The organism is Haloarchaeobius sp. HME9146 (assembly GCF_025399835.1).
Taxonomy (GTDB): Archaea; Halobacteriota; Halobacteria; order Halobacteriales; family Natrialbaceae; genus Haloarchaeobius.
Window position 1 is genome coordinate 2,440,880 of the sequence record NZ_JAODVR010000001.1, and the last position, 21,874, is coordinate 2,462,753.

The window sequence follows — 21,874 nt, forward strand, 5'->3', positions numbered from 1 at the left end:
GCACCCCCGTCGAACCGCCGGAGTCGGCACTCGAAGCACCCCGAGAGAGCAGGAATCCCGTGCCGACCCCACAAACCTTTTTCACTCCGGGTTAGTTCTTACGCCCAATGGCGAATCTGGGCGAGCTATTCGGCGAAATACTCGCGGACGTGGACGCGATAGTGCTCTTCTCACCGAGTGGCTCGTATTTCGAGCGCTTCTCGGAGCTAGAAGAGCCGGAGGTGGTCGTCATCGGGACGGAGAACACGGTGGACGCCGAATCGTTCGTCGAACTCCCGCTGGAGTTCGAGAACGTCGCGGAGCGTGTCCGCTTCGGTCTCGAGGGCGCGCTCGACGCGGGCCTGCTCGACGACGGTGACGTGTTGCTCTGTGCGACGAGCGTCTTCGACAGTGGTATCGATACGATTTCTCGGGTGCGCGCGGACGCGTCGAAGCAGTCCGGCGTGTACGACCTGTTCGCGAACTCGCGCGCGGAACCGAACGTCATCAAGAACGTGCTCGAACTGGCCGTCGAACTCGGAAAGAAGGGCCAGAAGGGTAAGCCGGTCGGCGCGCTGTTCGTGGTCGGTGACGCCGGGAAGGTGATGAACAAGTCGCGACCGCTGTCGTACAACCCGTTCGAGAAGAGCCACGTGCACGTGGGCGACCCCATCGTGAACGTGATGCTGAAGGAGTTCTCGCGGCTCGACGGTGCGTTCGTCATCTCCGATTCGGGGAAGATCGTCAGCGCGTACCGCTACCTCGAACCGTCGGCGGAGGGCGTCGACATCCCGAAGGGGCTCGGCGCGCGCCACATGGCCGCCGGTGCGGTGACGCGCGACACGAACGCGACCGCCATCGTCCTCTCGGAGAGTGACGGGCTGGTCCGTGCGTTCAAGAACGGTGAGTTGCTGCTGGAGATCGACCCGGAGGACTACTGACGATGTCGAGGTGGCTGGCCCAGCAGCTTCGAACGGACGTGCTGGTACGCGAACTGACGTCGCTGCAGACCTCCGACGGCAACATCGACGTGAGCGCGTTACTACAGGAGCCACTCGTCCTGGCCTTCGGCGTCATCGTCGCTGGCGTGCTCATCGGGATGCTGATCGGGAAGCTGAACAAGCGGCTGATGCGGGCCGCGGGCGTTCCCGACATGGTCGAAGGGACGCCGTTCGAGTCGAGCGCGCGCAGCCTGGGCACGTCGACGGTCGACATCGTCGCGCGGCTGAGCTCGTGGTTCATCTACGGCATCGCGGCCCTCGCGGCGGTCCACGTCGCGAACATCATCCGGACGGACCAGTTCTGGCTGAGCATCGTCTGGTTCGTTCCCGACCTCTTCATCGCCATCTTCGTCCTCATCGTGGGGTTCGTGGCGGCGGACAAGGCAGAGCTGTTGACGAGCGAGCGATTGCGCGGCGTGAAACTCCCCGAGGTGAACCTCCTGCCGCGGCTCGTGAAGTACAGCGTCATCTACATCGCCTTCCTCGTCGCGTTGAGCCAGGTCGGCGTGAACATGCTCGCACTGGTCGTGCTGCTCGCCGCGTATCTCTTCGCGCTCATCTTCCTCGGGGGCCTGGCGTTCCGTGATTTCCTGCGGGCCAGCGCGGCCGGGATGTACCTGCTCTTGCGCCAGCCCTACGGTATCGGTGACCAGGTGGAGGTCGACGACAAGCAGGGCGTCGTCCAGGAGGTGGACCTGTTCGTCACACAGATAGAGGCGGATGGGTCAGAGTACATCGTGCCGAACAACCGCGTGTTCGAGAACGGTGTCGTCAGGATTCGCGAGTAATCGTCGTCTCAGTCGTCGCCGTCGGAGTCCCGCATCGCCCACTCGCTCATCGGCCGGGCCGGGACCCCGGCGACGGTCTCTCCTGCCGGGACGTCCTCGGTGACCAGCGAGTTCGCGGCGACCTGTGCGCCCTCGCCGATCTCCACGCCCGGGAGGACGATGGCACCGGCACCGATCATCGCCCGGTCGCCGACGACCACGTCTCCGACGCGGTACTCGTCCTGCAGGAACTCGTGACAGAGGAGGGTCGAGTCGTAGCCGATGATGACGTGGTCGCCGAGCGTGATGTGCTCGGGCCAGAACACGTCGGGAGTGGCTTCGAGCCCCCACGAGACGCCTTCGCCGACGGTCACGCCCAGAAGGCCGAGCAGCCAGTTCTTCAGCCGTAGCGAGGGCGACGTGCGGATCAGCCAGACGACGACGTAGTTGAACGCCACTTTGAGCGGTGACTTGGCGTCGGGCCAGTGCTGGAGGGAGTTCAACGGGCCGGGCGTCGAATACGCGGTCACGCGGTCGTGACGGGACTCGTCGTCGCTCACGGCGTCGGCTTCGGCGGCCGTGGGCATGAACACCACGGTCCGGTCGTGGCGCTCGGGCCGCGGTTGGCTATGGCCAGCGAGACGTTGATTCCACCACGGGGCCTACCTCTGGCATGACAGACTCGTCCAGACTCGTCGGTGCGGTCGTCGAGGCGCTCGTCGACACCGTGAGCGACTGGCCTCACGTCCGGCAGGAGGAACACCGCTACGGCGGGACCGCGTTCCTCGTCGGGTCGCGGGAGATCGGCCACGTCCACGCCTCGGGGATGCTCGACATCCCGTACCTGAAGGCGCTTCGGGACCGGCTCGTGGAGGCGGGCGAGACCCGGGAGCACCACCTGCTCACGAACTCGGGGTGGACGACGTTCCAGATCCAGTCACAGTCAGACTTCGAGCACGCGCGCTGGCTCATGCGACTCTCGTACCTGTATCACGTCCGGGTGCTCCAGCAACGCGGCGAGCACGAGTTCGACGACGTGGACGTCGACGCGGAACTGGCGGCGCTGGACGTGAGCGAGGAGATTCGGGCGGCGTTCGAGCGGCAGGAGGGCAGAAAAGCGGCGTAAGTGGGTCGCTATTCGCCGCGGAGTTCGGTGACGTGGTCGATGCGGCGCTGGACGAGGTCGGCCTTACCGATGTCGTGGCGGATGTGCAGGCCCTCCTCGCCGGCCACCGCGAACGCGGCTTCGGCCTGTTCTTCGGCCTCGGCGATGGTGTCGGCGACGCCGACGACCGCGAAGGCACGCGAGGTCGTCGTGTAGATGCCATCGTCGCGCTCGTCGACGGAGGCGTAGTACAGCAAGGCGTCGCCAGCGCTGTCCTCGTCGACTTCGATCTTCGTCCCAGCCTCGGGGTTCGTCGGGTAGCCGGCAGGGGTGGCGTACTTGCAGACGGTCGCCTTCCCGGCGAAGTCGAGTTCCGGCAGGGGTGCGCCGTCGCGGGCCTTCGTGAGAATCTCGTAGAAGTCGGTCTCGAGGACCGGCAGGGTGTTCATCGCCTCGGGGTCGCCGAACCGGGCGTTGAACTCGACGACCTTGACGCCCTCGGCGGTGAGCATGAACTGCCCGTAGAGGATGCCGCGGTAGTCGTCGAGGTTCTCGACGGTCGTGCGCATGATCTGGAGCGCCTCGACGCTGTCGGCCTCGGTCATGAACGGGAGCTGGAAGCTCGAATCCGTGTAGCTCCCCATGCCACCGGTGTTCGGCCCCTCGTCGCCCTCGTAGGCGCGCTTGTGGTCCTGGACGGCGGGGGTGATGAGCACGTCGTCGCCGGCCACGATGGCCTGGATGGTGAACTCCTCGCCGACGAGGCGCTCTTCGAGGACGACCTTCTCGTAGTCGGACTCCTGCAGGTACTCCTTGGCCTCCTCCTTGGTGATCTGGTCGCCGGTGACGCGGACGCCCTTGCCACCGGTGAGGCCGGCGGGCTTGACGGCGAGGTCACCGTCGTACTCGTCGATGTACTCACAGGCGGCGTCCATGTCGGTGAAGACGGCGTAGTCCGGGCAGCCCGGCACGTCGTTCTCGGCCATGAACTCGCGCTGGAACGACTTGTCCACCTCGATGCGGGCGTCGGCCTGCTTCGGCCCGAAGGCGTACACGCCGGCGTCTTCGAGCGCGTCGACGACGCCCTCTGCGAGGGGTTTCTCCGGCCCGATGACGGCCAGCGTTGCGTCGACCTCCTCGGCGTAGGCGACGACGGCCTCGGGGTCAGCCGTATCCAGTGTCTCGAAGCCCGCGGCGATGCGGGCGATGCCGGGGTTTCGGTTCCCTGCGCAGGCGTACAGCTCGAACTCGTCTCGGTCGGGTGACTCGTCGAGCGCCCGGGCGATGGCGTGCTCGCGCCCGCCGCCACCGACGAGCAAGAGGGTATCGGACATACGCGATAGCGGTACGCACGAGAGTGTAAAGGTTGCCCTTCCCGCAGGTGGAAGTATACACGAACATGGCTACCGAGCAGTCGCCCACGGACCGGCGGCCACCGACGAGTTCGTCAGCAGATAGCGTACGTCAGCAGATGGAGTACGTCGACCTGAGCACTTCGGCCTCGGTGATGTAGATGGTGGCTCCCCCGTAGCAGGAACTTGATTTGATGGTAACCGAGGTCTGCTGGTCGCCCATCGTCGCCTCGATGGTGAACGATTCGATGCCGTCGGGAGCCGCTTGCTGCAGGTTGTATATCTCCCTGTAGGCGCCCGGTTCGACCTCGTGGGTCTCGTCGTGGACGATCTCCCCGGACTCCCGTGTGACTGTCACCGAGAGTGTGCGGGTGTCGTTGTGGTTGTTGTCGACCTCGACCGGATGGTCGGGGTCCGGTTCGTTGGTCGACGACTCCATGGCCGCACAGCCAGACAGAAGAGCCACGCCGACTGCTGTTGTGGCTCCGAGGAACGCTCGCCTGTTCATAATGGGAGGTCGAGACTGGGCGGAATATGTTTTCTGAATGGTAATACGGTTCTTTCAGTGTGCAGAGTGGACCGCCACGTCCGCCCTGAGACAGCGTACGTGACCGAGAAGCCGCATCGCCCGCCGGAGTCGGACGCTTTTACCCGTTGTCGAGCCAAGGGACAGCCATGAGCGACCCCACCGCGCGAAACCGGCTCGACGAGGAGGCATCGCCGTACCTCCGACAGCACGCCGACAACCCCGTCAACTGGCAGCCGTGGGACGACGCAGCCCTCTCGAAAGCCCGCGAGGAGGACAAGCCCATCTTCCTCTCGGTGGGCTACTCGGCGTGTCACTGGTGTCACGTCATGGAGGACGAGAGTTTCGAGGACGACGACGTGGCCGAGGTGCTGAACGAGCACTTCGTCCCCATCAAGGTCGACCGCGAGGAGCGTCCAGACCTCGACTCCATCTACCAGACGGTCTGCCAGGCCGTCAGCGGCCGCGGCGGCTGGCCGCTCTCGGTGTGGCTCACACCGGAGGGCAAGCCCTTCTACGTGGGGACGTACTTCCCGCGCGAGCCGCGGCGCAACATGCCCGGCTTCCTGAGCCTGCTGGAGAACGTCGCCGAGTCCTGGCAGGACCCCGAACAGCGCAAAGAGATGGCGAACCGCGCCGACCAGTGGACGAGGGTGGCCAAGGACCAGCTCGAAGACGTGGAATCACCGGGCGAGGAGGCCCCCGGTGACGACGTGCTCTCGGAGGCCGCAACTTCCCTGATGCGCAGCGTCGACCGCGAGTACGGCGGGTTCGGCAACTCCGGGCCGAAGTTCCCCCAGGAGGCCCGCCTGCACGTCCTGCTTCGCTCGTTCGACCGCTCGGGCCGCGACGGCTTCCGCGAGGTGGTCCAGCAGAACCTCGACGCGATGGGCGGCGGCGGCCTGTACGACCACGTCGGCGGCGGCTTCCACCGCTACTGCACCGACCGCGACTGGACGGTGCCCCACTTCGAGAAGATGCTGTACGACAACGCCGAGTTGTCCCGCATCTTCCTCGCGGGCTACCAGGTCACGGGCGAGGAGAAGTACAGAGACCGTGTCGAGGAGACCCTCGACTTCGTCACCCGCGAACTCCAGCATCCCGAGGGAGGGTTCTTCTCGACGCTCGACGCCCAGTCCGCGAACGAGGAGGGCGAGCAGGAGGAGGGCGCGTTCTACGTCTGGACGCCGGAGCAGGTTCAGGCGGTGCTGGACGACGAGGATGCAGAGCTGTTCTGCGAACGCTACGGCGTCACGAACAAGGGCAACTTCGAGAACGGCCAGACCGTACTGACCATCTCGGCGAGTATCGAGGACCTCGCCGAGGAGCACGACCTGTCCGATGCCGAGGTCGAGGCGCGGCTGGCTGACGCGAAGGCAGCCATCTTCGAGGCTCGCGAAGAACGCCCACGTCCCCGCCGCGACGAGAAGGTCCTCGCGGGGTGGAACGGCCTCATGATCTCCGCGTTCGCCGAGGCCGCCATCGTGCTGGACGAGGGCTACGCAGCACCCGCCGCGCGGGCGCTCGACTTCGTTCGCGAGCACCTCTGGGACGCGAGTTCGAAGCGGCTCACCCGCCGGTTCGCCGACGGCGACGTGAAGGGCGAGGGCTACCTGGAGGACTACGCGTTCCTCGCCCGCGGCGCGTTCGACCTGTACCAGGCGACCGGCGACCACGACTCCCTGCAATTCGCGCTCGACCTCGCCCGGACCATCGAGACCGAGTTCTGGGATAGCGAGGAAGAGACCGTCTTCTTCACGCCCGCAGGTGGCGAGGACCTCGTCGCCCGGCCGCAGGAGCTCCGCGACCAGTCCACGCCGTCCTCGCTGGGGGTCACCCTCGACGTGCTGCTGTCGCTCTCGCACTTCAGTCTCGACGACGAGTTCGAGTCGGTCGTCGAGTCGGTTCTAACTACGCACGGCGGCCGAATCGAGTCCAGCCCGCTGGAGTACCCGTCGCTGGTCCTGGCTGCGGACCGGTGGAACACGGGCGACCGCGAACTGACCGTGGCGGCCGACGAGCTACCCGACGACTGGCGGGGCGCCATCGGTGACACCTACCTGCCGGCGCGGGTGCTCGCCATGCGGCCCCCGACCGCCGACGGGCTGGACGGGTGGCTCGCCGACCTCGACCTCGACACTGCGCCGCCAATCTGGGCCGACCGCGACGCGACCGACGACCAGCCGACGGTGTACGCCTGCCGGGACTTCTCGTGTTCGCCGCCGACGCACGACATCGCCGAGGCGCTGGCGTGGCTCGGGGACGAAACGAGCGACTGAGAGAAGACGACCTGAACCGCGTTCAGACGTACTGTTCGAGTTCCTCGGCCAGCCACACCGCGATGGGCCGGTCCTCCTCCTCGACGAAGCGGGCGAGTTCCTCCCCGGTTTCTGCATCCTCGACGACGACCGTCGGGATGTACTCGATGCCGTACTCCTCGACGCCGGGGCCGACCTTCGAGCCGTCGTCCTCCTTCTCGACGGGGTAGTGCTCCACGTCGTCGACCTCGGCCTGTTCGAGTGCCGCGCCGAAGTCGGGCAGCTGGCTGCGGCAGTCCTTGCACCAGTCGCCGCCCCACACCTTGACGACGATGTCGTCGGCGAGGGCGCTCCATACGTCGAGGCTGTCCTCGTAGCCTGCGCCGTCCCACGTCGGGGTCGGGCGCATCGTCTCGAGTTCCATGCGCCTCGATTCGCTACCGAGGAGTAAAAAATAGACGTTAGTCACATTCCGAGGTGGCCGCGGGCGACCCGGGCCGGTCCTCGGGCGCGAGTTCGTCTACGAGCGGGTACGCGCCGGTCTGGCGGCGGACGATGCCGGCGACCATCCGGCTGCGCTCGCTGTACTCGTGGGCGAGGTCGAGCGCCTCGGTGGCGTCCTCGTCGGTCGCGACGGGGACGTGCCAGACGCTGGTTCCCGCGGGGCCGATGTCAAGGACGAGGTACGCCTGCGGGAACGAGCAGATGGCCGGGGCGACGAGTTCGCGGACGCCCGCGGTCTCCGCGACGGCGGGGACGTGGAGGTGTCCGGAGAGGTACAGCGGGGCGTCACCCGCCGCGAGGACGTCCGCGAAGGGGTCGGGGTCGCGCATCGGGAACGACCCACGCCAGGAGTTGCCGCCGGTCGCGCCGAGCAATCCAGGGAGGTTGTGGTGCCCGACGACGAGTGGCGCGTCGTGTCTGGGGAGCTCGTCGGCCAGCCACTCGCGCTGGTCCGGCGAGACGGTTCCCTCGTGCGTGTCGTCCAGCGACCCGTCGGGCGCGTGGGCCGTGTTGAGGCCGAGGACGGAGACGCCGCCAGCGTCGACGTGGAAGGGGAACCCGCCCGGCGTGTACTCGCGCTCGAACCGCGAGAGGGGCGGTACCTCGTGCTCGTCGAACGTCTTCGGCACGTCGTGGTTCCCCGGCACCGCGACGAACTCGGGGTCGAGATCGGCGAGGATGTCGCTCACGAGCTCGAAGTCACACAGTGCCCCGTTCTCGGTGAGGTCGCCGGAGAACACCACGAGGTCGAGGTCGTGGTCGTTCAGGTCGGCGACGGCCCGGCGGAGCAGCGTCTCGGTCCGGTGGAACACCTTCCAGCAGCCGACCTCGCGGGTCGAGAGGTGCACGTCGGAGACGACGGCGATGCTCGCTGGCTCGGTCGTGCTGGGTTCGGTAAAGCGCGCGAGCAACGACGCGCCGTCCGCGCGGAGCGGTACGTCCTCGAAATCCTGTCTGGTGGCGAAGCCCGTCGGCCCGGGACCGTCACCCGCGAGCCAGTCGGTCGCCGCGGCGGCCCTGAACCCGGGGTTCCGGCCGGCTCCCGTCGACGTTCCATCGTCGGCGTCCATCAGTCGAGTGTTGCTAGGTCTGACGAAGTATAACGATATCGCGAGACTGCTTATCATGGTTCGGCCCCTCTCTCCGGTAGTTTTGCAGTCCGCTCGCCCTCGCATCGGCATCTCGTACTGGCGCGACCGTGGCAACCCGCGGAAGCGCCAGGCCTTCGAATCGCTCACGGACCACGCCGAGGTGGTCTGGCTGGACCCGGAGCGCAGCCACCACGACCTCGACGCGCTCGGCCTCGACCTGTTCCACGCGGCCAAGCGACGGCCGGAGTCGCTCGCGGACCTGGACCGCGTGGCGGCCGCCGGTGTCCAGACGGTCAACCCACCGGCCGCGGTCCAGGTGACGAGCGACCGCGTCGCCCGCCACCAGGCGCTCGTCCACGCCGGGGTGCCGGTTCCGCTGGCCGAGTTCGGAGCCGCGACCGCGGTCTCGCTCACACCACCGGTTCTCGTGAAGTGCCGCGAAGAAGGCGTCCTGCGGAGCCACGACCACGGGTTCGTCGCGTCGGGCGGCCTCGACTACGATGGGGAGCGACTGGTCGAGGCGTACGTCCCGCACGCGACCAGCGTGAAGGTCCACGTCCTCGGCGACACTGTTCGGGCTGTCCACGAGTCGCCAACCGGGTTGGAGCCGGTTCCGCTCGACCCCTCGCTCGAACCCATCGTCCGCCGGGTCCGGCACCTGTTCGGCCTCCGGGTGTTCGAGGTCGATGCGGTCCACATCGGCTCCGAAGATGGGCCGGACGAGACCGTGCTGAGCTGGACTGGCGAGTCGACGGCGGAGTGGGTCGTCGTGGACGTGAACCCGGTCGTCAGCCTCGCGGGCGTCCCCGACGCCGTCTCGGTGTACCAGGCGTTCCTGGGCGGGCTCGTCGGCATCGAGGTTCCGCCCCCGGGGACGTGACCTGACGGCTGGGGCACGTCCTGCCGGTGTCCGGGGGTGGTTTATTCGTGGCTGTACAATACTCGTGCATGTATCAGAGTATTCTGGACGCCATCGGCTCTCCACTCGTCCAGGTCTCCTCGCCACCGGGCGCGACAATCGCCGCGAAGGTCGAATCCTTCAACCCGGGCGGGTCGGCCAAGGACCGGCCGGCCCGCGAGATGGTCCGGGCGGCCGAGCAGGCCGGCGACCTCTCGCCGGGTGACCGACTCGTCGAACCGACGAGCGGGAACACCGGTATCGGCCTCTGCATGGTCGCCGCCGCGAAGGGCTACGACATCACCATCGTGATGCCCGACGACATGTCGAAAGAGCGCCGCGAGATAATGGAGGCCTACGGTGCCGACATCGAACTCGTCACGGGCGACATGACGACGGCGAAGGCCCGCGCCGACGAGATAGAGGAGGAGCAGGGCGCGGTCCAGCTTCGACAGTTCGAGAACCCCGCGAACCCGCGGGCGCACTACCGGACCACCGCCGAGGAGATTCTCGAACAGATCGGCGACCGCGAGATAGACGCGTTCGTCGCCGGCGTCGGTACGGGCGGCACCTTCTCGGGCAACGTGAAGCGCCTGAAAGAGGAGTTCCCGGACATGAAAGCAGTCGCGGTCGAACCTGCGACCAACGCGGTCCTCTCGACCGGTGAGGCCGGCCAGGACGACTTCCAGGGGATGGGCCCCGGCTTCGTCAGCGACAACCTCGACACCTCGCTCATCGACGAGATAGAGACGGTCGAACTCGAGGAGGCAGAGGCCGAGTGTCGTCGGCTCGCCCGCGAGGAGGGTATCCTCGTCGGGCAGTCGTCCGGGGCGATGAGCGTCGTCGCGAACCGGGTCGCAGAACGCATCGCGGAGCCGACCGCGGAGTGTCCGCCCGGTCCGGCCGAGCTCCGCGAGGCCGAAGCGGACGCCGTCGAGACCGACGGCGGCGACTACGACGACTGCCCGCTCGTCGTCACGGTGTTCTGGGACTCCGGCGAGCGCTACATGTCGCTCGGCCTGTTCGACTGAGACGAGCCGTCTCAGTTCGGGTCGAACTCGGTGCCCGTCCGCAGGAACTCGACCAGGTTCGTGTTGAACCGGAGTGGTTTCTCTCTGGGCGACCAGTGCCCGCAGTGCTCGAAGACCACCAGCGCCGAGTCCGCGATGTCCTCGTGGGCACGGCGGGCCCAGTGAACCGGGAACAGGGGGTCACCCTCGCCGTGGACGAGGAGGACTGGAATGTCGAGCTCGTCCAGGTCAGACGCGTAGTTGGTCTTCACGCGCCCACCGGGACCGATCTCGTTGCGCTGGAACCGGGTGAACGCCCGGCCAGCACCCGTCTCGCTCGCGCGTTCGCGCACGTCCGAGACGAACGTCCCCGGGACCGCGTTGGGGTCGTGAACGACGTTCCCGAGGCCGAAGGCGGTCGCTTCTCTCGAGGTGCCCATCATCGACCAGCCGGCCGCGTTGGCTCCGGGGATGTGTGCGAGGGTGTACCAGAGCGACCCGGCAGGGACGGTCGAGCCGAGCCCGTAACTGTCCACGAGCGTGAGCTTCTCAACTCGCTCCGAGTGGTCGAGCGTGTAGCCCAGGGCGGCCGCCCCACCCATCGAGATACCGACGAGCGACACGGTGTCGAGAGCGAGTGCGTCGAGGAACTCGTCGAGGATCTCCACGTAGGTGTCGATGGAGGGCTCGGGGTGCGGGTCGCTCTCGCCGTAGCCCGGCCAGTCCGGCGCGTACACCTGGTAGCCCGCGTCGGCGAGTTCCTCGATGGTGAGCTTCCAGGAGAGTTCCGCGTCGTCGACGCCGCCACCGTGGAGCAGGACCACGGTCGGGCCATCGACGCCGGCACGTCGGTAGTGGATGCGTCGCCCGTCCAGCCGGGCGACCCCGTGGCCCCCGGTCATGCGCCGAACTCCTCCGCACTGACACGGACGACAACCGTCTCGTCTACGTCCGGGTGCAGGTCGTACGCCGGGAGCCCGTCGTCGGTGCGTTGCACGAACAGCGGCTCGACGAGCGATGGGGGGCCGTCGTCGTTCTCGAGGACACCGTACATCTTGCAGTACTGCCCGGTCTCGGCGGGCTTGACTGCATCGTTTCGGACCTGGGTCGCCAGGTCCCGCGAGAGCCACTCGTCTTCGACGATGGAGGGCTCGCGGACGAGCACGTCGTCGACGAACCGGACGAGGTACCAGTTGAGGTCGTTACAGAGGGAGACGGCTGCCCCGACGCTCACCGTCCGGCAGGCGATGGCGTTCTCGAACGGTTCCCAGAGGTCGTACGTCGAGAGGGCCTCGCGGGCCGTCTCACGCGAGAGCAACTCGTACCGGAGGACGGAATCGTCCGAGCCGATGAGACAGACGTCGGTCACTGGCGGGCATTGGAGGGCGGGGGGTTTGTGGATTTCGCTCAGAACTCGATGCGGTCGGCCCGTTCGACGACCTCGCGGGCACGCTCCCTGAGGTCGTCGGGTTCGGCCGCCTCGACCGAGGGAAGCGAGCCGCGCGTCTCGGGCTGGTTCGGGACCATGCGGTTGCAGCCCGCCGGAATCGTCGAATCGTGGAAGGTCCCGATGGCACGGGCACGCTCGACGATGTCCGCCTTATCCCACGTCAGGAGGGGTCGGTGAACCGGGAGGTCGATGGCCTGCGAGGTGACGGCGAAGTTCTGGCCGGTCTGGCTGGACTTCTGTCCGAGAGCCTCGCCCGTCACCACCCCGGCAGCCCCGGCTTCGCCGGCGACCACTTCGCCGACCATGTAGAGGAACCGCCGGAACACGAGCATGCGGCCGGTGTCGACACTGCGAACGAGGTCGGAGACCACGTCGCCTGCCGGTATCTTCCACACCGTGAGGTCGAAGTTCGGCGCGAAGTCGGTGAGCCGCCGGACCGTCTCGATGGCACGGGCCTCGTGGTCGGGGCCACCATAATCCCCCAGATCGACGTACACCGGAATCACGGGACTGCCCCGGCGCATGAGTTCGTAGGCTGCGACGGGCGAGTCGATACCGCCGCTGACGAGTGCGACCATGGGTGCTTGCGTGCCGAGCGGGAGTCCGCCCGGGCCGTCGACGTGTTCGAGGAAGACGAACGTCTCCTCGCCGCGAATCTCGACGTGGAAGGTGAGGTTGGGGTCGTCGAGGTCGACCTCGGGCTCGAACTCGTCCTCGACGGCCTCCCAGATGGCCTGCCCACCCCATCGCTGGGCGTCCTCGCTGTCGAACGGGAGCGACTTCTCGGCTCGCCGGGCGTTCACCGCGAACGTCCCGCCCGTGTAGTGTTCACGGGCGGTCTCGGCGAGCGCCTCGGTGATGGCCCCGCGCTCGGAGGGAACCGACAGGGCAGGGCTCGCGGAGACGACGCCGAAGGCCCTCGCGGCGGCCTCGGTCGCCGCCTCGACGTCGGCCTCGTCGGTCCGGATGAGGATGCGCGACCACGGCTGCTCGACGCTCCCGTCGACACCTGCGTCGGCGAGCAAGGCTTCGACGTTCGCGACGAGTCGGCGCTCCATGCGGCGCTGGACGCCCGTGCTCTTCACGTTGAGGTCGCCGTGGCGCACGACGACCGTCCCGGCCCCCGGTGGATGCATGGGCGCGACTACCACATCGAGGTTTAAACGCGCGTCGGAGCGTCGGCCGTGCCAGCCGTCCGCCGACCGGATACCGTGCTGTCACGTCTCGACAAAGGTCATGCTCCATGAGTGCTAAGGGAACGATGACAGATGTCCCCGCAGGACCCCGTCGAAGAGGTCTCCAGGACCGACCAGGAGGGAGGTCACACCCCGGGGCTCGACGTGCGGCCAACAGTCGGCCTCGGTGACGACGCCGGCCCAGCGACCGTCCTCGTCGTCGACGACGACCCGGGGATGGTCGACGCGACGGCGGCCTTCCTCGAGCGGGAGGCCGACGAAATCGTGACCGTCACGGCCACGAGCGCGAGCGACGGCCTCGCCATCCTCGAAAGCCGTGATGTCCACTGCATCGTGAGCGACTTCGACATGCCGGAGATGGACGGCCTCAGCTTCCTCGCGGCCGTCCGGCGGCGGGACGACTCGCTGCCCTTCGTCCTGTTCACGGGGAAAGGCAGCGAGGAGATCGCCAGCACGGCCATCTCGGAAGGCGTGAGTGACTACCTCCAGAAGGGCGGCCCAGACCAGTTCGCGCTGCTGGTGACCCGCGTCCAGACCCTGGTCGACAAACGGCAGACGGAGGCGGCGCTCCGGCTCCGCGTCCAGGCCATCGAGGCCGCCCGCGAGGGGATCGCGGTCCTCGACGACGACGGCAGGTACATCTACATGAACGAGGCGTACGCCGCCATGCACGGATACGACGTGCCTGAACTCATCGGAGAGACGTGGGAGGTCCTCTCGACCGACGAGGAGGTCGAGGTGTTCAGCAGCGAGATCATGCCCCAGCTCGCGGAATCCGGCGACTGGCGCGGGAGCGTAACGGGCGTCCGCCGCGACGGCTCTCGCTTCCCGAAGGACCTCTCGATGGCCCACATGGCGGGCGGCGGCCACGTCTGCGTCATCAGCGATATGACCGACTACGTCGCCGTGAGCGAGGAGACCGTCGCAGAACGGGTCCTGCAGGCCCACGAGATGGGCGCGATGCTCGCCGAGGGCGATGCGATAACCGGTGCGAACAACGAGTTCCTGACACTCGTCCGGCACTCGCGGGAGACGCTGCTTTCCCTCCCGCTCTCGGCGCTCGGCGACGAACTCGTCGCCCTCGTGGACCGAGCCCGAGAGACCGGTCACACTCAGGACGCGCCCGTGACGCTGCAAGCCGAATCGGGGACGACCACGGCGGTCGAATGCCGGGTCGAAGTGGTCGACCCTGAGAAGGATATCGTCGCGGTACTCGCGTACCGCGCGTAGGTCGGTCCGGATTCAGAACGTCGTCAGTTCGCCGTCGATGACGCGACGGGTGATGTCGGTCACGTTGGCGAGTTCGCGGTCGATGATGGCCGACACGTCGCCCTCGATGTCGCCGAGCTCGACGCCCTCTTCGGTGACGACGTGGGCGTCGGCGACGTGGGGCTGGTCGATGGGGCGGCCGATCTGGGAGAGCAGGCGGATGCGCAGGTCGCGGATTCCGTCGACCTCGCTCACGACGCTCTCGGCGATCTCAGTGCTGAGGAGGTTGTAGATCTTCCCGATGTGGTTGACCGGGTTCTTCCCCGACGTGGCCTCCATGGACATGGAGCGGTTCGGCGTGATGAGGCCGTTCGCGCGGTTGCCGCGGCCGACCGACCCGTCGTCGCCCTGCTCGGCGGAGGTGCCGGTCGTCGTGAGGTAGATGGCACCCTCGTCATAGTTGTCAGCGGTGTTGACGTGCACGTCGACCTCGCGGTCGGTGTGCTCGGCGGCGACCTCGGTGACGTAGTCACGGATGGACTCGACCTGCTCGATGTAGTCGTCGAGGTCCTCGACGTACTTGTCGACCATAGCGGCAGCGACCGTGATGTCGATGTGGTCGCCTTCGCGCTTGCCCATGATCTTCACGTCCTGGCCGATGGCCGGGTTCTCGTCGTGGTACTCGCCGTTGAGGCGGCGCTCGGCGTCGAGGACGATCTGCTCGGTCTCCGTGTTGGGCGCGTGGCCGACGCCGAAGGAGGTGTCGTTGGCCATCGGGACGGCCGCACCGTCCTCGCCGAAGACGGTCTGGAGGTCGCCCGAGCCCTCGCCGAGCTTCACGTCGACGACGATGTCGGTGCCGAACTCCAGTTCCGGGAAGTGCTCATTGAGGTACCGGCGGGCCGCTTTGAGGGCGACGGTCTCGGCCGGGATGTTGTACTCGGTGCCCTCTTCGTCCACGTAGTGCTTGGTGGCGCGACCGACGATGAGGAGATAGATCGGCTCGATGACTTCGCCGCCGCCGAAGGCGGGTGCGGCGGTGCCGGCGACGAGTTGCGTCTCGTCGGTGTTGTAGTGGAGGACCCGGCCGACGCGGTCGAGGTATATCTGGGCGAGTGACTGCGAGACCGCTTCCGCGATACCGTCACAGATAGAGTCGGGGTGGCCGATGCCTTTTCGCTCGACGATCTCGACCTCCTGGTCTTCGACCGCGAGCCTGTCGATGGGCTCGACGCGAATATTGCGCTCTGTCATTACCCGGAGTTGACCATGACGGGTTCTATAACTTGCGAAAACAGGCACCCGGCAAAATATGTCTCGTAGTAATATCTCTGGTTGTGTTTTCGACACTCACCGGCGCGTCGACTCACAATCTCCACGACTCGACGCCCCGAATCCTTTCGTTTCCACGAGACTCACTCCGACGTCGCCTCGCCAGCGAGCAACAGGCCCAGATACGACGTCCGAATCTGGTCGTCGGGGTCCAGCCCGAGCGACCGGAGTACCTCGAACGCGCCCTCACGGGCGTCCTCGACCGACTCCTCGTCGGTCTCGACCTCGCACTCGACGTACTCGCCGAGGCCCTCGACCGCGTCCAGCGTGACGGTGTACCCATCGAGGGCGAAGCGTTCGCGGCGCTTGCGGACGGTCGCGGCCGGTTCGAAGCCAAGCCGTGAGAGTATCTCGTCCATCGTCTCGCCCGCCGCGACCAGCGTCTCGAACTCCTCTCTGGTCTTCGATTCTGCCTCGACGAGCGGGCCCTTGTAGGTGACGTGCGCGTCGAACTCGGCCGACGGGACGCTGTCGACGGCGGCCGCGACCGAGTCGGTCGCGTCGGGGTCGATGCTCGCCTCGCGCCGGATGCGAAGGGCCTCGTCGGTCGCCGCGAAGTCGCGATGCGGCGCGTCGTAGTACACGTCCTCCTGGACGACCGCATCGACCGGGACGGCCTCGTGCTCGGCCAGTCGCTCCCGGACCGGACCGTGGTCGGCCCGGACCTTCACTTCCACCTCGTACATGGCCGTACCGAGAATCAGGGTGGACAAAAGCGTGGCCGTTGGGTCAGAAACGTGGTTCTTAAATGCTGACCGTGAGACGGATAACGTATGACCGATGATCAAGAGGCCGAACTGGCCGACGCTGAGGAAGAAGTGAGTGAGGAAGAAGCGACAGAGGAAGAAGAGGCAACAGGACTCCAGGACGGAGCCTTCGTCAAGCTCAACTACACCGCCCGAACCGCCGAGAGCGACCAGCTGGTCGACACGACCGACCCGGAAGTCGCCGAGGAAGAGGGTGTCGACGACGAGGGTCGTCCCTTCGAGCCCCGCGTCATCGTGCTCGGCGAGGGCCACATGTTCGCGGCCGTCGAGGACGAGATTCGCGGCAAGGAGGTCGGTGACTCCGGTCACGTCACCATCCCCGCCGCCGAAGCCTTCGGCGAGTACGACGACTCCCAGGTCCGCACCGTCAGCGCGGAGAAGATCCCCGAGGACTCCCGCCGCCCCGGCGCACAGGTCCAGGTCGACGGCGAGCAGGGCTACATCAACACCATCATCGGTGGCCGCGCCCGCGTCGACTTCAACCACCCGCTCGCCGGTGAGGACCTCGAGTACGACTACGAGATCAGCGAGGTCGTCGAGGACCGCGTCGAGAAGGCCCAGGGCCTGATGCACATGTTCTTCGACGTCGACCTCGACATGTGGTTCGAGACCGACGAGGTCGAAGAGGAGGTCCCCGTCGAGTCCGACGACGAGGACGCAGAGCCCGAGTTCGAGACCGAGACGGTCGAGAAGGAGACGCTCTACATCGAGTCCGACCCGCAGCTGCAGATGAACCAGCAGTGGATGTTCGGCAAGCAGCAGGTCGCACAGCAGCTCATGCAGCACCTCGACATCGACCGCGTCATCGTCCAGGAGACCATCGACGGTGGGATGGGCGGTATGATGGGCGGCATGGGTGGCATGATGGGCGGCGCAGGCGGCGCAGGCGGTGCCGACGCAGCCGACATCGAGGCAGCCCTCGAGGAAGCCGACATCGACGCCGAGGACATCGAAGCCGACCTCGACGAAGAGTAAGCTGGCGACAGTTCTTCGATTTTTCACGCCCGGGAGCCGCAGGTGTCTTCCGCGGTGCCGGGGTTGCATTCCCGTCGATTCACCACCGTGACGACGACCGTTCGGGTCGCTGACCGCTCGATGGTGCAGACCGTACGGAAGCAGGAGAGAGAGCTACACTGGGGACCGTGCGGGCCGGTCGCTCAGTTCCGGAACCAGTCCTTCGCGGTCCGCGCGAGGGTGGTGACGTCTTCGAGCTTCATCATGCGGATTATCGCCCCAAGGTCGCCCTTGTTCACGGACTCGAGTCGGTCCTCGGACAGGGCGAGGATGTCCCGCATCAGTTCGTCGTAGCGGTCGTTTGAGACGCGGTACAGCATCTCGGTCATGAACAGGCGGGTCTTCACCTTCGGCGCGACGCGTTCGTGCCAGAGCTGGTCGTAGACGGCGAGTTCGGACGCGGACGTGTCGCGTTCACTGTGGGTGAGCACCCGGTCGGCCGTCGCCGCGGCGGCCCGACCCGAGCGCATGCACTTGTCGATGCCCTCGCCCCAGAGCGGGTCGACGGTCGGGACGGTGTCGCCGATGGCCATGAAGTTGTCCGTGCTCATGCGGTCGGGGAGCTGGATGTGAGCGGAGCCCCGGTGCTGGATACCCTCCTTGCGGGTCGCGTTCTCGAATCGCGGGTCCATGTCCACCCAGTACTGGAGGTAGTCGTCGATGGTGTACCCGGACTTCGAGTTCTGGCGGTGGCTCTCGTTCTGGAGGTAACAGACCCCGACCTTCGCGGTGTCCGCGCCGGTGTGGAAGATCCACGAGTAGCCGCCGGGGGCGATGTCGTGGTCGAGGCGGAGCATCATCGCGTCCGTCAGGTCGGCGTAGCCGCCGGCGTCGATGTTCATGCCCTCGTACTCGAACTCGATACCGATGGCCTGCTTCCCGCGCCTGAGGTTGCAGACGTCGAGCGCCTTCGCGAGCGGGGCGCTCGGCCCGGTCGCGTCGATGATGATGTCACCGTACACCTCCTCGTCGCCGTTGTACTGGACGCCGACGATCTCGCCGCCCTCGGTGATGGGCTTGGAGACGCGCGCGTCGAACCAGTACTCGGCCCCGTCGGCTTCGGCCTCGTCGACCAGCCAGTTCTTGAAGTCGGCGAACTCGAGGACGGCACCGGGCTGGTGCCGGCGGTAGTGGTGGCTCGGTGATTCCAGAACCACGTCGTCGGTGAAGTTCATCACGACATCGTCGGGGATACCGAACGAAGCCATGGTGGACGGGAAGGTCCCGGCCGTCGATTTGTTGCTTCTGCTCGGGAACTCGTCCTCCTCCTCCGTCTCGAGTACGACTACGTCGTATCCTCGGGAGGCGAGGTCTCGTGCCGCCTGCCCTCCAGCAGGGCCCGCACCGGCGATAACCACATCGTATGTTTCAGTCATGGTAGAGTAGGCATCATCGCGACGGACGATTGCGCGTTACCCACCCATTCTGAACCATCCATGTAATTTGTTCTGATTTGGACTACTGGTGTTTCTGGGGGGACCTCCTGCAGGAATGTCACCGTCGTTCACCGGATTAACGGGGAGAAACCGCGGTTGAAGCGGGGTTCGAGCGAATCTGTCGACGCCTCACGCGATGTCGCGCGAGGTGTCGATGGCGACCTGGTCCGCGAGTTCGAGTTTGACCGTCTCGGTGAGCGCCTGCCCGCCGCGGAACTTCGGCACCGAGAGCCGGTTCTCCAGTTCGGTCCCGCGAACCTGTGTGGTGAGGTCGAACACCACGTCGGCCATGTGTTTCGTCGTGTCCCGGTTCGTCGGGATGTGGTGGCCGTTCAGGCAGTGCAAGAACGCGATGGAGCCGGTGTTGACCATGTGGGTCTGGAGCTCGGTCATGAAGCTCCGGTAGCGGTTCCGGTCGCCGCGTTCGAGCACGTCGGCCGTGTCGATGATGAGGTTGGCCCCCTCCGGGAGCGCCCGGATGAGGCGGTTGGCCTGGTCGAGCGGCTCCGACCCCGAGATGTCGCGCACCGTCGGGCTCCCGACGGGTGCGTTGGTGTTCTCGATGGCGTCCCGGACCGCCTGGTCCGAGCGCTCGGTGGTCAGGTACAGCGTGCCGCGGGCGGCCGTGAGCTCGTACAGCAGTAGCTCGGATTGGCTCGCAGGATCCACGGTGAACGCCACGATAGCCCCCGGAGGCAACCCGCCGTTGAGCTTCCGGTCGAGCACGTCGATACCAGTCTCAAGCCGTCCGGCCATCTACACCTCGGTTAGCAGCCGCCACCTAAATAATTGTTTGCGTGCTCAGGCGTTGAGCCGCTGTGTCGTAGGCTGACCAGACCGCCGTCGAGTTCAGGGGACGGCGGGCCGACGGAACGGTCGCAAGCACCGGTGTGTCGAGGAGATCGGCCACTCCAGACGGTGCGGCCTGGGTCCGGGTGAGGACCACACCGACGACTCTCGTGTCGAGTTGGCGTGCCATCGCCGCGGTCTTGGCGGCGTCGAGCAGTGACTGCTGAGTGCTGTCGCTGACCAGAACCGTCGCTTCGGCTGCCCGGAGTGGGTCGACGGCAGGTGGACCGGCACCGCCGGGCGTGTCCACAAGGGTGGTGAGCCGGTCGCCGTCGTCCAGGGTTCGGAGGGCGGCGACGACGTCGAACCGGCCAGCTCCGGCGCATCCCGACCGCGCAGGCGCACCGACCAGCCGCACACCCGGATACGACCGGACTTCCTGGTCCGCCAGTGGTCCACCGTCGCGGACTGCGGCCAGCGTCGGTTCACGGTCGCAGCCGGCCAGCGTGTGCAGGTCGGGCATGTCACAGTCCACGTCGACGACCCGGACCGGCCGGCGTTCGTTCCCCAGGGTGGCGGCCAGTGCGAGCGTCGTGGTGGTCTTCCCGACGCCGCCCTTGCCACCGGCGATTGCGAGCATGCCGTGTGTGGCCGCGGTTTCGTACTTGAACCGTCGGTCGTCGGGCGACCAGTGTTGCCCACCACCGACGACGAACAGTGAGGTTCAAGGTGCGTGGCCGAGGTCATCAATCTAATGCGTCACGACCACCTGCTCACCGCGAAACAGCTCACGCGGGAGGACATCGAGACGGTGCTCGACCACGCAGCCGAGGTCGACGAGAACCCGGCCGCGTACGGGGAGCGTCACACCGGGAAACTCCTCGGGTTGTGCTTCTTCGAGCCGAGCACCCGGACGAAGATGAGCTTCGAGGCGGCGATGAAACGACTCGGCGGCGACGTGGTCGACATGGGCCCCGTCGAGTCGTCGTCGGTCAAGAAAGGGGAGTCGCTGGCGGACACGATGCGCGTGGTCGAGGGGTACGCCGACGCGCTCGTGCTCCGACACCCGCTGATGGGGGCGGCGAAGATGGCGAGCGAGTTCGTCGACGTCCCGCTGGTCAACGCCGGTGACGGCGCGGGCCACCACCCGACACAGACACTGCTCGACCTCTACACCATCCGCGAGAACGCCGGGCTGGACGACCTGACCATCGGCATCATGGGCGACCTGAAGTACGGTCGAACGGTTCACTCCCTCGCGAACGCGCTGACGAACTTCGACGCGAACCAGCACTTCATCGCGCCCGAATCCCTCAAACTGCCGCGCTCGGTCCGCTTCGACCTGCACGAGGCGGGTGCGAACGTCCGCGAACACACGGAACTCGACGCCATCCTGCCCGAACTCGACGTGCTCTACGTCACGCGCATCCAGCGCGAGCGCTTCCCCGACGAGAACGAGTACCACAAGGTGGCCGGGGAGTACCAGATCGACGCCGAGACGCTGGAGGCGGCCGACGACGAGCTGTCGGTGATGCACCCGCTGCCCCGCGTCGACGAGATCGCGCCGGACATCGACGGCACGCGCTACGCGAACTACTTCGAACAGGCTCACAACGGGGTGCCCGTCCGCATGGCACTGCTCGACCTGCTGCTGGAGGAGGAAGACCGATGAGCGACACCGAGAAAGAACTCCGCGTCTCGAAGATACGTAACGGTACCGTCATCGACCACGTCCGCGGCGGCCAGGCACTCAACGTGCTGGCCATCCTCGGCATCAAGGGGACCAGCGGCGAGCAGGTGTCCATCGGGATGAACGTCCCATCGGGGACGCTGGCGACGAAGGACGTCGTGAAGGTCGAAGGCCGCGAGCTCAGCCAGGACGAGGTGGACGTGCTCTCGCTCATCGCGCCCGACGCGACCATCAACATCGTCCGCGACTACGAGGTCGTCGAGAAGCACCGCGTCTCGCGCCCCGAGTCCGTCTCGGGCGTGCTCTCGTGTCCGAACCACAACTGCATCACGAACGCGAAGGAGCCGGTCGACACCGAGTTCGAGGTGCTGCGCGACGGCGTTCGCTGTGGCTACTGCGAGACCATCGTCCGCGAGGACATCGCCTCGCACATCCACACCGACTGATACGGTTCGGCAGGACTTGTGGGCCCCTTTCGATACGGCATCCCACACCACGAA

General features: G+C 66.8%; 23 protein-coding genes. 10 read left to right on the forward strand and 13 right to left on the reverse strand.

Annotated features, from left to right (window positions below):
- Positions 1-107: 107 nt before the first annotated feature.
- Together dacZ and N6C22_RS12690 are read left to right on the forward strand one after the other, a co-directional pair.
- Positions 108-920 (forward strand): diadenylate cyclase DacZ, encoded by an 813-nt coding sequence (dacZ, locus tag N6C22_RS12685; RefSeq protein ID WP_261651480.1) that lies wholly within the window; start codon positions 108-110, stop codon positions 918-920.
- A gap of 83 nt (positions 921-1,003) precedes the next feature.
- A complete protein-coding gene (locus N6C22_RS12690) occupies positions 1,004-1,768 on the forward strand; it encodes a mechanosensitive ion channel domain-containing protein (RefSeq protein ID WP_369684444.1) in 765 nt (254 codons plus the stop codon).
- 8 nt (positions 1,769-1,776) lie between these two features.
- Here N6C22_RS12690 and N6C22_RS12695 read toward each other — a convergent pair whose 3' ends face one another.
- Positions 1,777-2,334 carry a DapH/DapD/GlmU-related protein gene (locus N6C22_RS12695; RefSeq protein WP_261651482.1) on the reverse strand — a complete coding sequence of 186 codons (558 nt, stop codon included), beginning with the start codon at positions 2,332-2,334 and terminating at the stop codon, positions 1,777-1,779.
- 86 nt (positions 2,335-2,420) lie between these two features.
- Between N6C22_RS12695 and N6C22_RS12700 the strand changes: the two genes are divergently transcribed.
- Positions 2,421-2,873 carry a luciferase family protein gene (locus N6C22_RS12700; RefSeq protein ID WP_261651483.1) on the forward strand — a complete coding sequence of 151 codons (453 nt, stop codon included), beginning with the start codon at positions 2,421-2,423 and terminating at the stop codon, positions 2,871-2,873.
- 8 nt (positions 2,874-2,881) lie between these two features.
- On the opposite strand, the gene purD is transcribed toward N6C22_RS12700, so the two are convergent.
- Both purD and N6C22_RS12710 read right to left on the reverse strand, forming a co-directional pair.
- On the reverse strand, positions 2,882-4,186 hold the full coding sequence (purD, locus tag N6C22_RS12705) for a phosphoribosylamine--glycine ligase (RefSeq protein ID WP_261651484.1): 1,305 nt from the start codon (positions 4,184-4,186) through the stop codon (positions 2,882-2,884).
- A 130-nt stretch (positions 4,187-4,316) separates the two neighbouring features.
- The gene (locus tag N6C22_RS12710) at positions 4,317-4,712 is read right to left on the reverse strand and encodes a hypothetical protein (protein ID WP_261651485.1); all 396 of its coding nucleotides are present in this window, start codon (positions 4,710-4,712) and stop codon (positions 4,317-4,319) included.
- 167 nt (positions 4,713-4,879) lie between these two features.
- On the opposite strand from N6C22_RS12710, the gene N6C22_RS12715 reads away from it, so the two are divergent.
- A complete protein-coding gene (locus N6C22_RS12715) occupies positions 4,880-7,009 on the forward strand; it encodes a thioredoxin domain-containing protein (protein WP_261651486.1) in 2,130 nt (709 codons plus the stop codon).
- Between the two features lie 22 nt (positions 7,010-7,031).
- Here the strand turns inward: N6C22_RS12715 and N6C22_RS12720 are convergent, their stop codons facing one another.
- A complete protein-coding gene (locus N6C22_RS12720) occupies positions 7,032-7,412 on the reverse strand; it encodes a thioredoxin family protein (protein WP_261651487.1) in 381 nt (126 codons plus the stop codon).
- Positions 7,413-7,449: 37 nt separating this feature from the next.
- Positions 7,450-8,562: a metallophosphoesterase gene (locus N6C22_RS12725; protein WP_261651488.1), complete on the reverse strand. Its 1,113-nt coding sequence runs from the start codon at positions 8,560-8,562 to the stop codon at positions 7,450-7,452.
- An 82-nt stretch (positions 8,563-8,644) separates the two neighbouring features.
- On the opposite strand from N6C22_RS12725, the gene N6C22_RS12730 reads away from it, so the two are divergent.
- Together N6C22_RS12730 and N6C22_RS12735 are read left to right on the forward strand one after the other, a co-directional pair.
- Positions 8,645-9,463 (forward strand): hypothetical protein, encoded by an 819-nt coding sequence (locus N6C22_RS12730; protein WP_261651489.1) that lies wholly within the window; start codon positions 8,645-8,647, stop codon positions 9,461-9,463.
- A 68-nt stretch (positions 9,464-9,531) separates the two neighbouring features.
- Entirely contained in the window at positions 9,532-10,512 is a 981-nt protein-coding gene (locus N6C22_RS12735; protein ID WP_261651490.1) for a PLP-dependent cysteine synthase family protein, read from the forward strand.
- Positions 10,513-10,523: 11 nt separating this feature from the next.
- On the opposite strand, the gene N6C22_RS12740 is transcribed toward N6C22_RS12735, so the two are convergent.
- Genes N6C22_RS12740 through N6C22_RS12750 form a run of 3 tightly spaced genes read right to left on the reverse strand, consistent with a single transcriptional unit; the run spans position 10,524 to position 13,077 of the window.
- On the reverse strand, positions 10,524-11,393 hold the full coding sequence (locus N6C22_RS12740; protein WP_261651491.1) for an alpha/beta fold hydrolase: 870 nt from the start codon (positions 11,391-11,393) through the stop codon (positions 10,524-10,526).
- A complete protein-coding gene (locus N6C22_RS12745) occupies positions 11,390-11,860 on the reverse strand; it encodes a DUF5804 family protein (RefSeq protein ID WP_261651492.1) in 471 nt (156 codons plus the stop codon). Before N6C22_RS12745 ends, N6C22_RS12740 begins: the two co-directional genes overlap by 4 nt.
- Before the next feature lie 38 nt (positions 11,861-11,898).
- Positions 11,899-13,077, reverse strand: coding sequence for a tRNA sulfurtransferase (locus N6C22_RS12750; protein WP_261651493.1), 1,179 nt, complete (start codon positions 13,075-13,077; stop codon positions 11,899-11,901).
- A gap of 132 nt (positions 13,078-13,209) precedes the next feature.
- On the opposite strand from N6C22_RS12750, the gene N6C22_RS21080 reads away from it, so the two are divergent.
- Positions 13,210-14,367 (forward strand): response regulator, encoded by a 1,158-nt coding sequence (locus N6C22_RS21080; protein WP_303647501.1) that lies wholly within the window; start codon positions 13,210-13,212, stop codon positions 14,365-14,367.
- Positions 14,368-14,379: 12 nt separating this feature from the next.
- Here N6C22_RS21080 and N6C22_RS12765 read toward each other — a convergent pair whose 3' ends face one another.
- Both N6C22_RS12765 and cyaB read right to left on the reverse strand, forming a co-directional pair.
- Positions 14,380-15,600, reverse strand: a complete 1,221-nt coding sequence (locus tag N6C22_RS12765; RefSeq protein WP_261651494.1) for a methionine adenosyltransferase — start codon at positions 15,598-15,600, stop codon at positions 14,380-14,382.
- A gap of 161 nt (positions 15,601-15,761) precedes the next feature.
- Positions 15,762-16,364, reverse strand: coding sequence for a class IV adenylate cyclase (cyaB, locus tag N6C22_RS12770; RefSeq protein WP_261651495.1), 603 nt, complete (start codon positions 16,362-16,364; stop codon positions 15,762-15,764).
- 87 nt (positions 16,365-16,451) lie between these two features.
- Here cyaB and N6C22_RS12775 point away from each other — a divergent pair, with 87 nt between their 5' ends.
- Positions 16,452-17,420, forward strand: a complete 969-nt coding sequence (locus tag N6C22_RS12775; protein ID WP_261651496.1) for a peptidylprolyl isomerase — start codon at positions 16,452-16,454, stop codon at positions 17,418-17,420.
- Positions 17,421-17,602: 182 nt separating this feature from the next.
- On the opposite strand, the gene N6C22_RS12780 is transcribed toward N6C22_RS12775, so the two are convergent.
- From N6C22_RS12780 to N6C22_RS12790, 3 genes are all read right to left on the reverse strand, one after another.
- A complete protein-coding gene (locus N6C22_RS12780) occupies positions 17,603-18,835 on the reverse strand; it encodes a digeranylgeranylglycerophospholipid reductase (RefSeq protein ID WP_261651497.1) in 1,233 nt (410 codons plus the stop codon).
- A 189-nt stretch (positions 18,836-19,024) separates the two neighbouring features.
- The gene (locus tag N6C22_RS12785; RefSeq protein WP_261651498.1) at positions 19,025-19,651 is read right to left on the reverse strand and encodes a transcriptional regulator; all 627 of its coding nucleotides are present in this window, start codon (positions 19,649-19,651) and stop codon (positions 19,025-19,027) included.
- A gap of 25 nt (positions 19,652-19,676) precedes the next feature.
- A complete protein-coding gene (locus N6C22_RS12790; RefSeq protein WP_261651499.1) occupies positions 19,677-20,324 on the reverse strand; it encodes a P-loop NTPase in 648 nt (215 codons plus the stop codon).
- Between the two features lie 114 nt (positions 20,325-20,438).
- On the opposite strand from N6C22_RS12790, the gene pyrB reads away from it, so the two are divergent.
- A complete protein-coding gene (pyrB, locus tag N6C22_RS12795; protein ID WP_261651500.1) occupies positions 20,439-21,356 on the forward strand; it encodes an aspartate carbamoyltransferase in 918 nt (305 codons plus the stop codon).
- On the forward strand, positions 21,353-21,820 hold the full coding sequence (gene pyrI, locus N6C22_RS12800) for an aspartate carbamoyltransferase regulatory subunit (RefSeq protein WP_261651501.1): 468 nt from the start codon (positions 21,353-21,355) through the stop codon (positions 21,818-21,820). Before pyrB ends, pyrI begins: the two co-directional genes overlap by 4 nt.
- Positions 21,821-21,874: the final 54 nt, after the last annotated feature.